Origin of the sequence: Candidatus Acetatifactor stercoripullorum, assembly GCF_944382095.1 — a bacterium.
Lineage (GTDB): Bacteria > Bacillota > Clostridia > Lachnospirales > Lachnospiraceae > Acetatifactor > Acetatifactor stercoripullorum.
Genome location: NZ_CALWMU010000053.1, coordinates 1 through 15,887 on the forward strand (window position 1 = coordinate 1; position 15,887 = coordinate 15,887).

Genomic DNA, 15,887 nt, shown 5'->3' on the forward strand with positions numbered 1-15,887 from the left:
ATAAATAAAATGCTAAGTCATAGGTTTTAATCTATGGCTTAGCACTATTTTTTTAACTCAACTCCAAAAGACAGGTACCATAAAAATTCCCAGTTTTCAAGCTTTTTCCTGAATATTTTTTATACCAGCTCAGCCATAAGAGGATTATCGCAGGGCATGGGTGCTCGCACACAATGCAAAGCGATAATCCTCTTATGAGCAGAGCGCCTGATAATGAGCAAAGACAGCTGCGCAGCAGCGAAAAGCGCCCTGGCGCGACTTTGCGAATGGCGCGGGCTGAGCTGCTGCAGATCAGCGCCCTGGCGCGGGCTGGGGCGTTTCCGGCTGTCACTCATCCACAAATATGCTCTTAATCTCCTCCAGGGCAATTTCCGCCGCAGGCGCAAAGTCCTCTGAAGCGGCATAAGCTACGATGCTTTCATAAAACTGTCTCACCTGAGGTCTGTCCATATGCCCCAGCACATCCCCGGCGCAGAAAAGCAGCCTGCCTCCCTCTTTTACCTTCGCTTCCAAAAGATAGGAAAGCTTATGATTTCGCTCGAAATTGTCTATGATCTGCACAATGGGAGTAATTGCAGCTCCCCAGCCGTCCAAAATCACCGGCCTGCTGTTATACAACAGGGGCTGCCACTGCCACTGGGCGTAATCCTCTGTGGGAAAGCCACGAAAGGCAGGATGGGCGCTGTCACAGACCATTCCCAGAGTGCCAGGAGCCACGGGAAGTCCCTTCGCTGCGCAGGCGTCTCTGAACATGGGCCAGCACCAGAAATCAGGGGCAAAGGCTCCGGGAACGCTGTACCCTTCCTTCGCCTTATCAGAAAAGAGCACAACCCTTCCGCCCTGCTTTAAAAAATCCTCTCCGCTCTGATCCAGCCGGTCTGTGATGAAAATCCCCCTTTTAGAATCTATCCCCATCCATTTTTCCCGGCTGTCCTGTCCGCTTTTTTCCGGCAGCCTTTTGTATATCCACAAAGGATATTCATTTTCCACCTCTCCCATACGCAGCACAAGGCGCATGACAGCCGCCTGCTCCACCCTGGGAAGTACAAAATGCACCAGACCCAATGCCGTAAGTCTTCCCGGACTGCCGATTCCCTTAAGATGAACCTGACCCATCACCTGATTTTCCTGGGAATACAAAATTACCTCCACGTCGTACTGCCCCGCTCTCAATGTCTCATCCTGTGCGCTTTCCGGGCCAAAATCTGCAAGGAAAATCTCCCCCTCAAACATCTCCTGCTCCCGCCACACATAGCGGGGAAATTTGGCAAGAAGCACCCTGGGGGCGCAAAATCTCCGGAATTCCTCTGGCGTAATCAGCCCCTTGGAATCCAGAAAGCTGTCCAGAATTCCCACAAGGGCCGTTCCCTGTCCGGGAAAATCCTGCAGGCCCAGAAGCTGAAAGCCCGCCATATCCCTGGTGCGCAAGGCCGCTTCTATCTCCTCTCTGTAGCACTGCACCGCCAGCCTGCCGCTTGCCTGAAAAAATCTGTCCGCCATATCACCCATACCGGCCTCTTCCAGCCTTTTTTGAAACTGCTTTAAATTTTCAGGGGACAAAGGGCCTGTGTACTTGGGAATCTCCCTGTAATTTGGATAGCATTGATACTGGCCAATCTCGTGGGAGATCAGGGGAAGGGGGGACTGCCCTACTCCCGCGCTGTAATCGTGCAGGGTAGAGGGCTCTTCCTGTGTCTGCAGATATCCCAAGGGCAGGTCTCCAAAGGAAAAGGAGGCTCTGATATTGGTTTTTTCATCCGTCCGCATGATGATCCAGCAGTCGTCCGCACCGCTGCAGACGGGATGCTCCAGAAAATTATTGGCCCCCTGGGTATACAGCTTATCCGGCCGGATGCTTCTAAGCTGCCTGATCAGCCTTTCAAATTCCCGCAAATCCCCCGTCATCTCGTTTCCTGCCGCAAACAGCAGAAAAGAAGGATGATTGCCATACCAGGCAAGCACCTTTTTCGCCTGATCGTAAATGTACGCATACAGAGCCTTATCACACCTTTTATCCTTCTCCCCATACAGGGCGGCTGCAAAGTTGGAAAGCTCCACCTGAAGATAGATGCCTTTCTCATCCGCCGCCGCAAAGGCCGCCTCCGGAGGACACCAGCTGTGAAACCGGCAGTGATTTAAACCGTACTGCCGATACAGATCAAATATCTTAAGCCAGCTTTCCTTATCCATGGGGCAGGCGCCGGTCCTTGGATAGATGCAGCAGTCCACAGTCCCCCGCAAAAACACGGGCACGCCGTTTCTCACAATTCTTTTATCTCTGATCTCCTGCCCAAAAATTCCCGCATTTTGCTCATACTGCTGCCTGCCTCCTCTTTTGTCTGTGACAATGAGAAAAAGCCGGTAAAAAACAGGATGGAATTCATCCCAGAGGCAAAGCAGCTCTGTCTTTTTCTGCGCATCCTCCCCCTCCTGCCAAAGCGCATAAAAGGCCTGGCGGGTTCCCTGTATTTCGCTGCATTTCAGCTCCCTTTCTGCCAGCGGCAGGCCGTCGCTTCTATACCCCCATACTGTGATGCTCTCTCCTTCCCTTGTGCGGATAAAAAAGCCTCCGGCGTTTTCATCTCCCACAATCTGGGGAATCTCCCAGCTTCCTTCCTCTCCCTTTTCCAGATAGATTTCTCCCAGTATTCCGTTCCAGTTGGTCTGGGTATGCTCCGTATACTGATGCCCCTTAAGGAGGCTTTCCGGGAAATCCTCCTTGGAGGCCAGATCATTGTCCACCACAATCCGGAGCAAATGCTTTCCAGCGTCCCCCAAGGCCTCTGTGAGCTCGTGCCTCTGGGGAATCAGGGTCTCATGGGAGCCTGATACCCATTTTCCGTCCACATAAACCTCTGTGTATTTGGTGCGCTCCAGAAAAAGAAAGATAGGATGGCCCGCCCACTCCTTTGGAATTTCAATTTCTCTTTCATAGTGCGCCCTGCCTGTAAAGGGATATTTCCTGCTCAAAAACAGGGTCTGACCCTCCTTGGGCCCAAAGCTCCCTTTCTTGCTGATTTCCGTGGTTGAGGGCAGTTCTATGGTGTCATTAAGCTCGGGAAGCCCTTGGCTTTTCTCCCCTGCACTTTCCCCCTTCTCAAACCCAAATTTCCAGGTGCCCTGAAGCATTCTTTTCAGCTGTATTTGCATTATTCTCCACCCTCCTCCAAATAGGCATAGTCACTGTGTCTGTATTCCTTTGGGGAAATTCCCACCTCTTTATGAAAGCACCGGGAAAAGTAGTACGGATCCTGATAGCCCAGCCTGTGGGCCACCTCATAAATATAGAGATCTGTGGAGCGAAGCAGCTTGCAGGCCTCCGTAAGCTTCAGCCTTGTGAAAAATTCCATAGGCGCCCGCCCGGTATATTTCTGAAAAATCATATGCAGATAGCTTTTAGACAGCTGAAAATGCTCTGCTATCTGCTCCATGGAAAGATTTTCCTGCACATGGGCGTACATATATCGTATTACGCTGGTCACAAGCTTGTTCTGCTCCCCCGTGGTATTATGCTTCTCCCGATAATAGGTCTCCGCCAGAATCAGCTCAAGCACCTGGGAAATATAAATAAAATTACCCAGGGTATAGTTTGCCTCCAGCACCCGGAACAAAAGCTCAAACAAAAACAGCATACGGTTGGAGGCATGCTCTGATGCAAAATGTGCTACAGTGCACTCCTCCAGGGGAAAAAGCTGCGCATCCTCTCCCTTAAAATGCACCCACAGAATACTCCAGGGATTCTTCTCATCCGCATAATAGCGATGGCCGCAGCCTGCGGGAATACAGACAGCCTCTCTCTGGCCAAGAGGATATTTCTTCCACCCATATCCTTCCTTTTCCCGGATTTCCACGCTGCCCCTTCCCTCCGTGCAGTACAGAAAAATATACTCCTCTATCCCCTCCGTCCTCTCCCGGTAATGCCTTTTTGCCCTTGGGAAAAAGCCCACATCTGTCAGATACATCCGTCTCACCAGCGGATGAGCCACATATTCCGCAAATGCCTCCGTGGGAAGCACAATCATGCGCTCTCCCCGAAAGCCCTCCCTTTTGGTTCCTTCCTCTCTGTATTCCACCGTCTTTCCGCTTCCTTTTCTCGCTTTTCTTAAAGCCTATCACGTTTGTGGAATATTGTCCATGAAAAACAAGGATATGATATTCCCCGTTGTGACTTATTTATGCTATGCTGAAAGCGCCATCCATCAAAACGCTTTATTTGTATTGAAAGAAAGGAGCTCTTATGTCTGCAAAAGGTTCTGTAAAAATATGGGAGGAGAGGCTTACCCTTCCCACCTATCAGGTGTATCCTGCGGAAAAAAGTCCATTATTTATTGAAAAGAGAGCCTATCAGGGCAGCACGGGAAAGGTCTACCCTCTCCCTGTGACAGAGAAGCTGAGCGATACGCTTACGGATGTATCCTATCAGGCAGTCTGTCTGGAAAACGAATATCTTTTTGTCATGGTGCTTCCGCAGCTTGGCGGGCGCATCCACCGGGCCTTAGATAAGACCAACGGCTATGATTTTATATACTTCAACCATGTAATCAAGCCAGCCCTGGTGGGACTAACCGGCCCCTGGATTTCAGGAGGCATTGAGTTTAACTGGCCCCAGCACCACAGGCCCTCCACCTTTTCTCCGGTGGATTATACACTGTCCCAAAACCCTGACGGCTCCTGCAGCGTATATTTAAGCGAGATTGACAAAATGTACGGCACCAAGGGCATGGCCAGCATTTCCCTGTATCCGGAAAAAGCCTACATAGAGATAAACGGACGTCTGTTTAACAATACGGAGCTTCCCCAGACCTTTCTGTGGTGGGCCAATCCTGCGGTTCCCGTAAACGAACACACCTATTCCGTATTTCCCCCCGATGTAAATGCGGTGATGGACCATGGCAGGCGGGCCGTCTCTGCCTTTCCCATTGCAACGGGAGAATACTACAAGTACGACTATTCCGCCGGCGTGGATATCTCCCGCTATCAAAATATAAAGGTTCCCACCTCCTACATGGCGGCCCATTCCGATTTTGACTTTATCGGCAACTATGATGAAAGGCAGGGGGCCGGTCTGCTTCATGTGGCAGACCACCATATCTCCCCCGGCAAAAAGCAATGGACCTGGGGCAGCGGAGATTTTGGCCAAAGCTGGGATCGGAATCTCACAGATGCGGACGGCCCCTATATTGAGCTGATGACCGGCGTCTTTACCGACAATCAGCCTGATTTTTCCTGGCTTAAGCCCTATGAGGAAAAAACCTTTACCCAGTATTTTATGCCCTACAAGGGGGTGGGCAGAGTGTGCAACGCCACAAGAGACGCAGCCGTAGGTCTCTTTCCCGCAAACGACCAGACAGCCTGCGTGCGCGTCTACGCCTCCGGCTGCTTCCCCGGCTCCAAAATAACCGTTGCCAAAGACGCTCAGGTGCTCTTTGAACAGGAAGCCGATCTTTCCCCAGAGGGCTTCTTTGAGGCCCAGTTTCCCGCGCCCGAAAGCCTGTGCGGCTGCAGCGTGACAGTCTCCTTCCAGGGAAAGGCGCTTGTGCAATACACCGAAGCCCCAAAAAAGCTCCAGCCCATTCCGGAGCCTGCAGAGGCCTTAAAACAGCCGGAGGAGTTAAAATCCACCGAGGAGCTCTACCTTGCCGCCCTGCACCTGGAGCAATACCGCCACGCCACCTATGAGCCCGGCGATTATTATCTGGAAGGCCTGCGAAGAGACCCCTCCGATATCCGGCTGAACAACGGCTACGGACTGCTGCTTTTGAAAAGAGGCCATATCCGGGAAAGCATCCCTTATTTCCGCCGGGCCATCCAAAAGCAGACCTGGAAAAATCCCAACCCCTACCACGGGGAATGCTATTTCAATCTGGGGCTCGCCCTGGAGCTGCTGTGGTCTGTGGAGTATGCTCAGGATAAATCCGATGGCGGCGGCTTTGCGCTCTTAGAGGAGGCTTATGACGCTTACTACAAGGCTTCCTGGAGCGCCGAGACCCAAAGCAGCGCCTTTTTTCGCCTCTCCTGTCTCTCTATGCGGCAGAAGGATGCACAAAGCGCCCTTTCCTTTGTGAATCAGTCTCTGGTCCGCAACTGGCACAACATGAAGGCGCGAACCCTGAAGGCAGCCCTGCTTCGCAGACTTGGAAGGGACAACAGCTCTTTGCTGGAGGAATCCCTTCAGATAGACCCCTTATACATGGGCTGCCTTTTTGAGAAGGCTCTCTTTGGAAAGCAGCCCTGGGAGCTGTCACAAAAAAAGGAGGAATTGGCCCCATGGCGGGAAAAAATGAGGGAGGAAGCCCACAATTATCTGGAGCTTTCCCTGCTCTACAGCGGGGCCGGATTGTATCCGGAGGCTATAACCGTGCTGGAGGCCTGCAAGGCCTCTTCCCCCATGGTGTCCTATTATCTGGGCTGTTTTTATGATCTGAACGGGGAAAAGGAGGCTGCCCTCTGCTCCTTTGAAAAGGCAGAAAGCCTCCCCCCCGATTACTGCTTCCCCAACAGGCTGGAGGAGATTGCGATCCTTAAGACCGCCATCCGCACCCTCCCCTGTGCGCCTATGGCCCACTATTACCTGGGTAATCTCTTCTATGACAAAAAGCAGTATGAGAAGGCAGCTGCCCATTGGGAGCAGGCAGTGAGCCAAAAGGAAGCTCTGCCCATGGCCCTGCGCAACCTGTCCATCGCCTATTACAACAAGCAGCATGCTCCTCAAAAGGCTTTGGCTTCCCTTAAAAAGGCTCTGTCCCTGGATCCGGACTATCCCAGGCTTTTGCTGGAACATGACCAGCTCTGCGCAAAATGCCACATCCCCTTTGAGGAGAGGCTGCGCTTTCTGGAACAGCGGCTGAAGCTTACTGCACAGAGGGACGATCTGTATCTACGCTACATTACCCTCCTAAACTGTGCGGGCAGATGGGAAGAGGCACTGAGCGCTCTCTGCTCCCACCGGTTCCACCCCTGGGAAGGAGGAGAGGGCAAGGTCAGCGCCCAATACCGCTATGCCTTGATTAGCCTGGCTATACGGGCCCTTGCGCAAAATGACGGCCAGACCGCCCTTTCCTTTTTGGAACGAAGCCTTACTTATCCCGAAAATCTGGGGGAGGGAAAGCTGCCAAATGTCCACGACAACCAGTCCCACTATTACATGGGGCTTGCCTTAGAGCAATTAGGACAAAAAGAAAAAGCCGCCCACTATTGGCAGCTTGCAGCCTCCGGCTCCAGGAAACCGGAGCCCGTTCTCTATTACAATGACCAGCCCTCCGATTATATTTTTTATCAGGGACTTGCGCAGGTCCGCCTGGGAAATCCCACAGAAGCGGCCAGCTCCTTCCACATGCTCATCTCCTACGGGGAGCAGCATATATTTGACCAGATTTCCTATGATTTCTTCGCCGTTTCCCTGCCGGAAATCGAAGTATATCAGGATAACCCCAAGCTTCGAAACACCCAGTACTGCAATTACCTAAGAGCCTTAGGAAGCCTTGGGCTGGCAGCCTTAGGGGAACAGGAAAAGAAAAAAGAGGCCTCCTCTCTCCTGCAGGAGCTTCTGACCAGACAGGACGATCATCAGGGCGCCCTCTTTCTCCTGCCGCTTTTAAGCTAAAACAGGGGCAAGGACCTACTTTCCTTCCTTGATCTCCTTGATATTTTTTTCCAAAAGCCTTCTGGCAATCATAATCTGATGGCCGCAGCCTAAGCATTTCAAACGAAAATCAGCGCCCACACGCAGCACCTCCCACTCCCTGCTGCCGCAAGGGTGCTGTTTTTTCAGCCTTAAAATATCTCCCACATTGATTTCCATCCCGAAACCTCCATCACAAATTTCCCACTGCAAAATCCTTTAAAACCCCGAAAAACTCCCGCAGCATATTGTTAGGAAGGGACAGCGGATAAGAACCCGCAGCCAGCCCCTCCACCTGTTCATATCCCAGCTTCTCTGCAATTTTCACCGCTCGGAATACATGAAAATTGTTGGTGACAATCACTACCCGGTCTCCTGCCCTGTCCAAAAGCTCCCCGGAAAATGCCAGATTTTCACGCGTGCTTTTGGATTCTGCCTCTAAAAGAATTCTCTCAGGGTGGATGCCTGCCTCTACCAGATAGCCATACATCCCTTCCGCCTCGCTGACAGGCTCATTGCTGCCCTGGCCTCCCGACACGATCACCTGGGTTTGCGGATTCTCCTCCAAATATTCCAAAGCCTGATCCAAACGCTTTTTCAGCAAGTAGCTGGGGCCGTCCTCCCTCCACTGGGCGCCGAGCACGATCAGATAGTCTGCGCCGCTCTGTCCATCACTTGAGAATCGGGATAAAATCATCCCCTCCACCAGGGCAAAAACCAGCATCCCCACAGCAAAAATAAAAACAGCCCCAAGCTTTAACCACATGGGCAGCCGCTCCAGCAGATTTCTTCTGGCAAGCACAAACGCTATGCCCCCAAAGAAAACTCCCAATGCGCCCCATACCAGGAAAAATCTGGTTCCATAATTTACAAACAGTCCCATGATCAGGCAGTACAAAAGGCACAATAAGCCCAGCACGCCAAAAATTACCGCAAATACACTCATGCCTCGTCTCTTTCTGCCGCGTTTTTCCAGATAAATCACTTTTTTACTTTTTTCCAAGGGGATCAAATGTTCTTTTTTTCTTCCCATAGCCTTCTTCTTTTGCTTACAGTGCGTTTTCTTTTTTATATTATCACACCCGGCGCCCAAGTCTCAATAGGCACATACTCTTGGTTTTCTTAATAATTTCTTAGTATTTGTTAAAATTTTTCGGCAAGACGTCGGCTGAAAGCTGTATCCCTCAATGGGTCTCCCTGCCCTTGCACAGAAACACCTGCCGGGTGTAAAATCAAAGAAAAAGGAGGGGCAGCCTATGATTTTGGAAACCAAACGACTGTATCTGCGTGAGCTGACCCAGGCAGATTATAACGGTCTATGCAGGATACTGCAGGATGCGGAGGTCATGTACGCCTATGAACATGCCTTTGACAGCGCAGAGGTACAGCAGTGGCTGGATCGGCAGCTTGCGCGCTACCGGGAATACGGCTTTGGGCTGTGGGCGGTTATTTTAAAAGACACACAGGAAATGATTGGTCAGTGCGGGCTGACCATGCAGGACTGCAACGGCAGACAGGTTCTGGAAATCGGATATTTGTTTCAGAAAGCATACTGGCACAGGGGGTATGCCACAGAGGCCGCCCAGGGCTGTAAGCGGTACGCCTTTGAGGTACTGAAGGCGCCGGAGGTGTTTTCCATTATCCGGGAAAATAATCTTCCCTCCCAAAATGTAGCACGGCGAAACGGCATGGTGGTAACAGATCGTCTGGTGAAGCATTACTACGGCATGGATATGCCCCATCTGGTGTTCTCCGTACAAAAATAATTTCGGAATGAGAGGTGATTTTCATGGATTTAAAGGAATCTATTGCAGAATTAAACAGAATCGTAGAAAAATATGACAATATTGTATTTTTTGGCGGCGCCGGCGTTTCCACGGAAAGCGGCATCCCGGATTTCCGCAGCGTGGACGGTCTGTACCATCAGCAGTATGATTATCCCCCTGAAACCATTTTAAGCCACAGCTTCTACCGGACGAATCCCCAGGAATTTTTCCGCTTTTACCGCAACAAGATGCTGTTTCCCAAGGCACAGCCCAACGCCGCCCACAAAAAGCTGGCCCAGCTTGAGGCTGCCCGCAAGGTGCGGGCAGTAATCACCCAAAATATTGACGGCCTCCATCAGGCTGCAGGAAGCAAGGTGGTTTTGGAGCTCCACGGCTCCGTGCTTCGCAATTACTGTGAGCGGTGCAATGCCTTTTACGGACTGGACTATGTTCTAAACAGCACAGGAGTGCCGAAATGTGAAAAATGCGGCGGTGCAGTAAAGCCCGATGTGGTGCTCTATGAGGAAAGTCTGAACCAGGCCACCTTAAACGCAGCCGTCAGCTACATCCATAATGCTCAGGTGCTGATCATAGGCGGCACTTCCCTGGCCGTATACCCCGCCGCCGGTCTCATCGATTATTTTCAGGGAGACAAGCTGGTGGTCATCAACAAATCCCCCACCCCCAGGGACGGTTCTGCTGACCTTTTGATCTCCGGCTCTATTGGAGAGGTCTTTGCAGGAATTTCATAAGGGGCTGTTGCCAGCCCCTTTTTAACCATCCTTTGTCACATCCACCGTAAGCCGGTGCAGCATAATGGTATTCTGCCAGCCTCCGTCTCCGTTGGTTCCCGTGTGGAAAATGCCGAAGCCGCTGCGGACGTCGGGGCTGATTTTTTCCTCCAGACGCACCTGACGTTCCCAGGCTTTCCCCGGCGGAATCTCTCTCTCCGTAAACATCTCTGCTGTAAGAACCTCTCCCCTTGCTTCCAGCAGGATATGACAGCCGGTGATAAAGCAGGAGGTATACACCTTTTCGGATATGGGTCTTGCAATTCCTCCTTCATATTTCACCAGAAACGCAGCCACTGCGTCCGCCGCCCGGGCAGTGCGCATCACGCGCAGTCCATAGCCGGAAAGGAGGGTTTCCTCCAGCTTCACGCACACATCCAGATACTGCCCGGCGCTTCCAAAGCCCTGGCCGCCGGTTTTCGCCGGGTCCAGCACCAGCTCCAGCCTCATATTGCTGCATCGCTCCCGAAAGGCATACATAAGCTTTACCCCCTGGACCAATGGATACAGGCCCTTTCCCTTACAGCCGTTTCCCAGTTCCCCATACCCCCAGGGCGCCGACGGAAGCTCCGTCACCCATTTCCGCCATTCCTTAAGCTCCCCTTTCTCCACGGGTTCATAGAAATCGTTGATCCAGCGGCCTTTTTGCAGCCTGGGCTGGCAAACCTTGGGAAAAGCCGTAAAATCTGTTTCCAGATGACCATGCTTGGGTATCTGCTCCCAGGTTATGACCTGTTGCGCTGCCGCCGTTACAGGTTCCCCATAGCCGCTGCTGCTGCTTTTTGGCGTAACTCGAACAAGAAGCCTGCCGCCTATGTCATCATCCACAGGCGTATAACCTAAGTCTCCGGCTCCCTGGCTGCTTTCCCGCACCAATATTTCCTCCCCGTCTCTTCTCACATACCATTCCACCAAAGAATAGTCTTTTTCTTCTTTGTCCCTAAAGCTGTACTGCAGCCGAAAAACGCCCTTGTCATATTTGATCCAGGGCATCTGCTCCCATGCCGGCGGCTGTGTTCTGGCAGGCCTTGCCATGATAAGCGCCGCCGCCTCGAGGCCCTGCTTTGTGAGGGCGGTGAGCACCGCTCTCTGTTCTGTCTTATGGTTGTTGCTCCCTGTAATCACACAGCTGTTTTCCCCTTCCGGCCTTATTTCTGCCACAGAACCGCTCAGCCGAAAGGTCACGTCCCGGGCCTTACGCTTCGTTCCGTCAAAGAAAACCTCAAAGGCTTCCAGATATGCCTCCTGTCCCTTTTCCAGCGTCACTTCCTTCGTATCCAGCATAAGCTTTATGGGAATCCTTTCTTCTTTTTCCGGGAATAGCTGTCCTTTGGGATTCCAGCCGTCCTCTCCCCCAAGAAGGTTCTGAATAGGAAAAGCCTTCAGGGCGTCCTTTCCTTTCAGAGAAACCGTATCTTTCCCCGGCGTTCCCACACAAAGGGGGACTCCCTCAAAGCTGTTTTCATATTCATAACATTTTAAAGAAGCCTCCGGATATCTGGTCCACTCCACGGACAGCCTGCGGCCTTCTTTAGAAGCAGGCTCCTTCCAATCCCTTTCATCCACAAAGCGGCAGCGGATGAGATAAACGGTTCCCTGTCCCTTCATAAAATATTGGTCCGCCTCTTCCCTGGCCCGGATTCCCCGGATGCGGAAGAGACAGTCCAAAAAAACGCAGCCCGCCCCCTGGGTACAGGCCAAGGGCCGCCCTCCGTAAAAGTCAAAATCACATTCCAGGTACACCGCATTCCCGTTGAGGGCATCATCCGTGCTCTCAAAATGGCACCTATCGTACAGGCTTCTTTTTGCCCCACAGAAAGGATAGAGGTTAAGACGGCTTATGAATCTGCAGTTTTCCGCAAAAAAGCAGTCTCCCTCCACGTCTCCAAGCTGAGCCTGCGTCACCGCCGAAGTCCTTTTTTTCCGGTTCTGGGACGGGTCTTTGGGATAGACCAAATCCACATTGCAGTAGTTTCCCACAGTCAGGTTTTTCAAATGGAGGCCGTCCCCCTCAAAGTGAAACATAGTATAATTTCCGATACAGCCATGGGACTGCCCCTTGTCAGCAGCAATCACCACATCCATAGGGTTTTGGGAAAGCCCTTCCAGAAAAAGCCACTGACACTTTACCTTTTTTTCATAGGGCAGCTTATCCCCGGGTTTTGCTGTACAAATCCGCTCATCCCCCGGCTCTGCGATCCAGTAAACCCCGGGAGCCAGATACACCGTCATGGGATTTTCCTGATTTCCGTCCTGCAGACGCCCTGAATCCAGAAGCTCTGTCAAATCTCGAAATAGGAAGGGGGAGCTCTCCGCCTGCCTTTGTGTCAGGCTGCAGTCCAGATATAAATGCCGCTCATCCAGCTTTATTTTCCGATCCTGAACTTTTATCTCCGAACCGGACAGCACAGTATTTCCTTTCATGCACTTCTCCTTGTGTAAAATCATAGTGATCTACATCAAGGATATCCTCATTCTCCATACAAGACAATACTTTTACGAAAGATTCTCTTTTTTCCTGATATCCTGGCACCAAAACAAAAAGGTAACGCAAAGGCTCACCAGCATAGTAAAGTAAAAGCTGATGCCTCTGGAGAGGCACAGGGAAGGCATTAAATATTGTTCCGTAAATACCCTCAGAAAAACTGCCCCATACATTGCCTCCGTAATCCCCTGGGCGCCGGGTATGGGCAGCATGTCCACCGCAATGGAAACAGAAGCCTGCAGCAGCACAATGGTGAGCGGAGACGTCTCTGAAAGACCCAGCCCCCAGTACACCACATAGGTCAGCAAAAAAGCGCTGAAGCGCTGTAAAAAGGTTCCCGCCACGACCACGCACACGGCCCTTCTGTGCGTGCGCAGATAGGAGACCGCTTCCCCATAACCGTCAATAAAAGCGGAGATTTTTTCCTCGCTTCCGGCGCTCTCTTTTCGAAGCCTGCACCTTACAAAAGTCCTTTCCCCCGCCCGTAAGATAGTTCTCACAATCTCCGGCCGGCACATTACAAGCAAAAGTGCAGACACTACCACCACATTCAGGGACAGCCCAAACAGATACAAAGCATAATAGCCCTGAAGTCTGTTCTGCAAGGGCCTGTTCCAAAACAACAGCAGGAAAATACCTGTCACCACCAGCACAAATTTATAAATTATGGCCACTGCCAGCAGCACTACAGAGCTTCCCGACAAAGAATTTCCGTCCTTTTTCATATAATACAGCTGCATAGGCTGTCCGCCTGTGGCGGAAGGCGTAAGCCCTGAGAAAAAAAATCCCACGTAGGAATATCCCATACACCGGAGCAATCCCGTTCCGCCGCCCATACCCCGCAGCAGATACCAGATCATAAAGCCTTCTGCAGCCACAAAAAAGAGTGCCAGAAAAACTGCAAGAAAAACGCCCTGAAGAGACATTTGTCCCACAGCCGCCGCGATCTGCCCTAAATCCTGGCCCCGGAACACTGCGTAAAAGGTAAGGAGCATAACCGCTGTAAACAGCAGGACTTGGGCTGCAAGCTTTTTACTTTTCTTTTTATTCATAAACAGCAATCCCTTTCGTCCTTTTGTTTGATGCTTCCCCTCCTGTCAGCTCCGACAGCCTTCCCTCAAAAATGACCTGAAGATTCCTGTCCGCATATTCCTGTACGTCTCCGGGCGTTACCAGGGAAAAATGCTTTTGGGAAATGACAATGCCATTCTTTCCCAGGATTTTAGCCACATAAGAGGAACAGGTATACTGGTTTTTTATGTAAAATTTTCTGCCAAGTACCAAAAAGGGCAGTCCCGCCACAGCATAGTGGAGGCGGAAGCGCCTGCGGTAATCTCTGTGAAGCTCCTCCCGTATGCGGTTCTTTTGCTCCTCACTGCATTCCATTCGGCATATTTTATATTCAGCCATGGGAAACGCACACACAATCTGCTCCTTTTTTTCTCTTTCAAAGCCCGCTATCACAGGGATAAAGGGATTTCTCCTCCCAAAGCTGTAAGCCTCCTCCAGATCTGCATCCAGCGAAAGTACCACATGCACATATTTGCGTTTCTGGAAAGAACGGATGAGCGCTGCAAAAATCCCGGGAGTGTCCACAAATGCAAGATATATCTGTGCCATATTATGCCCCTCATTGAAACTGGTATATTTTCCTGGCGATCCGATAGCCTCCCACCGTCAGCTTGCCGCCCAATGTTCCCGGAAGATAAGTAAAACCACTTAAGGTAGTATACTTCAACCGATAATAAAGTGCAGGATTTTCCTTTTTCATATCCTGCCACAGCTTTTTCCTTTTCTGCTTTGCATCCTCATTCTGTATCAGAAGCAGGTGAATAGACGATATGGCCATCATGATAGAAATATTTCTGCACATATAATCTGCAAGCTTGGGATAAACCTGCCTTACCTCATTCAAATCCACGCTGCCCGCAATGATTTTTGTGACTCGAATCTGCTGATCAATGCGGCTCATTAAAACCTTTTCATTGACGGATTGATCCTCCCTGCCCAGATAATACTGATACAAATCCATATCCAAGTACAAAATATGTTTCACATAAGGCAAGGGATTATATGCAAAAATATTATCCACATAAAAAGTGTGCTCCGGCAAAATCACACCGGATTGCCTGAGAATTTCCGTTCGATAAACCAGCGCGTGCATAATCAGATACTGAGAGGGTTTAAAATGTCTCATGTCATTCCAGCTGCATACTTTTTTCTGAGGAAATACATTTCGATATGCCATGCTGCGGCTGGTTCCTTCCTCCAGATGATTGTAGACATAATTGCACACAATCAAATCCGGCAGCATCTCTTCTTGATTTTTACCGCAGCGGGTTTTGATTTCTTTCAGCAGATTCCTGTACGCTTCTGCATCCAGCCAGTCATCAGAGTCAACCACCTTAAAGTACAAACCCCTGGCAAGCTTCATTCCTGTATTGACGCCTGATCCATGACCCCCATTTTCTTTCTGTATGGCTTTTACGATACCAGGATATTTTTTTTCGTACTCTGCGGCAATCTGCCCTGTTGCATCTGTAGAGCCGTCGTTTACAATGATAATTTCCACGTCTTCGCCTCCCGGCAGCAAGGAGTCTATACATCTTCTCATATAATCCTGTGAATTATAACAGGGTACGGTCAGTGTAAGATATTTCATAGGCTCTGCACTCCTTTCGTACCCTGATTCTAGCGGAAAAGAATAAATTTTTTCGACTTAAAATTTAAAATAATTTCAAAATTTTTTCTAAACAACACATGACATATACTTTCATTATCAATCTGCACACAAAAAAAAGAACCATATTTCTATGGTTCCCTGTAAAAGGCGTCTGCCGGATTTGAACCGGCGATAAGGGTGTTGCAGACCCGTGCCTTACCACTTGGCTAAGACGCCAGATATCACATTATATGCTTATAACGCCTCCGCTATGACTTCAAATGACTCCAACGGGAATCGAACCCGTGTTACCGCCGTGAAAGGGCGATGTCTTAACCGCTTGACCATGGAGCCGTCTCTTTTCCCGCCTTTTCCCTCTCAAAGCTCCCCCTGTTGGACTCGAACCAACGACACTGCGGTTAACAGCCGCATGCTCTACCGACTGAGCTAAGGAGGATCATTCTCTTGTGCCTTCCCTCTTCTGCACCCTCAAAACCGGACACTGGATCTTTCCACGCTTCCCGCAGGACTCCGGAACCTCACGCCCCGGAACCTTATGGAA

At 50.7% G+C, this 15,887-nt stretch carries 11 protein-coding genes and 3 tRNA genes; 3 read left to right on the forward strand and 11 right to left on the reverse strand.

Features of this window, described 5'->3' with window-relative positions; all coding sequences use genetic code 11:
* Positions 1-327 precede the first annotated feature (327 nt).
* Both SHK35_RS12845 and SHK35_RS12850 read right to left on the reverse strand, forming a co-directional pair.
* Complete coding sequence (locus SHK35_RS12845; protein ID WP_318710081.1) at positions 328-3,150, reverse strand: sugar-binding domain-containing protein; 2,823 nt, start codon at positions 3,148-3,150, stop codon at positions 328-330.
* Positions 3,150-4,073, reverse strand: coding sequence for an AraC family transcriptional regulator (locus SHK35_RS12850; RefSeq protein ID WP_318710082.1), 924 nt, complete (start codon positions 4,071-4,073; stop codon positions 3,150-3,152). The genes SHK35_RS12845 and SHK35_RS12850 overlap by 1 nt, the downstream gene beginning before the upstream one ends.
* Before the next feature lie 164 nt (positions 4,074-4,237).
* Here SHK35_RS12850 and SHK35_RS12855 point away from each other — a divergent pair, with 164 nt between their 5' ends.
* Positions 4,238-7,603, forward strand: a complete 3,366-nt coding sequence (locus SHK35_RS12855; RefSeq protein WP_318710084.1) for a DUF5107 domain-containing protein — start codon at positions 4,238-4,240, stop codon at positions 7,601-7,603.
* Positions 7,604-7,618: 15 nt separating this feature from the next.
* On the opposite strand, the gene SHK35_RS12860 is transcribed toward SHK35_RS12855, so the two are convergent.
* Both SHK35_RS12860 and SHK35_RS12865 read right to left on the reverse strand, forming a co-directional pair.
* Complete coding sequence (locus tag SHK35_RS12860) at positions 7,619-7,801, reverse strand: DUF951 domain-containing protein (RefSeq protein WP_318703484.1); 183 nt, start codon at positions 7,799-7,801, stop codon at positions 7,619-7,621.
* A gap of 13 nt (positions 7,802-7,814) precedes the next feature.
* Complete coding sequence (locus tag SHK35_RS12865) at positions 7,815-8,654, reverse strand: YdcF family protein (RefSeq protein WP_318710085.1); 840 nt, start codon at positions 8,652-8,654, stop codon at positions 7,815-7,817.
* A gap of 223 nt (positions 8,655-8,877) precedes the next feature.
* Here SHK35_RS12865 and SHK35_RS12870 point away from each other — a divergent pair, with 223 nt between their 5' ends.
* Positions 8,878-9,387, forward strand: coding sequence for a GNAT family N-acetyltransferase (locus tag SHK35_RS12870; RefSeq protein ID WP_318710086.1), 510 nt, complete (start codon positions 8,878-8,880; stop codon positions 9,385-9,387).
* A 23-nt stretch (positions 9,388-9,410) separates the two neighbouring features.
* Positions 9,411-10,139: an NAD-dependent protein deacylase gene (locus tag SHK35_RS12875; RefSeq protein ID WP_318710087.1), complete on the forward strand. Its 729-nt coding sequence runs from the start codon at positions 9,411-9,413 to the stop codon at positions 10,137-10,139.
* Positions 10,140-10,160: 21 nt separating this feature from the next.
* On the opposite strand, the gene SHK35_RS12880 is transcribed toward SHK35_RS12875, so the two are convergent.
* The 7 genes from SHK35_RS12880 to SHK35_RS12910 all read right to left on the reverse strand — a co-directional run bounded on the left by SHK35_RS12880 (position 10,161) and on the right by SHK35_RS12910 (position 15,782).
* Entirely contained in the window at positions 10,161-12,602 is a 2,442-nt protein-coding gene (locus SHK35_RS12880) for a hypothetical protein (protein WP_318710088.1), read from the reverse strand.
* A gap of 72 nt (positions 12,603-12,674) precedes the next feature.
* Positions 12,675-13,715, reverse strand: a complete 1,041-nt coding sequence (locus tag SHK35_RS12885) for a lysylphosphatidylglycerol synthase transmembrane domain-containing protein (protein WP_318710089.1) — start codon at positions 13,713-13,715, stop codon at positions 12,675-12,677.
* On the reverse strand, positions 13,708-14,283 hold the full coding sequence (locus SHK35_RS12890; RefSeq protein ID WP_318710090.1) for a hypothetical protein: 576 nt from the start codon (positions 14,281-14,283) through the stop codon (positions 13,708-13,710). The genes SHK35_RS12885 and SHK35_RS12890 overlap by 8 nt, the downstream gene beginning before the upstream one ends.
* A gap of 10 nt (positions 14,284-14,293) precedes the next feature.
* Positions 14,294-15,325, reverse strand: a complete 1,032-nt coding sequence (locus SHK35_RS12895) for a glycosyltransferase family 2 protein (protein WP_318703470.1) — start codon at positions 15,323-15,325, stop codon at positions 14,294-14,296.
* 166 nt (positions 15,326-15,491) lie between these two features.
* A tRNA-Cys gene (locus SHK35_RS12900) sits at positions 15,492-15,562 on the reverse strand.
* 45 nt (positions 15,563-15,607) lie between these two features.
* Positions 15,608-15,679 (reverse strand) — tRNA-Glu (locus SHK35_RS12905).
* Positions 15,680-15,709: 30 nt separating this feature from the next.
* Positions 15,710-15,782, reverse strand: a tRNA-Asn gene (locus SHK35_RS12910).
* Between the last annotated feature and the right edge of the window lie 105 nt (positions 15,783-15,887).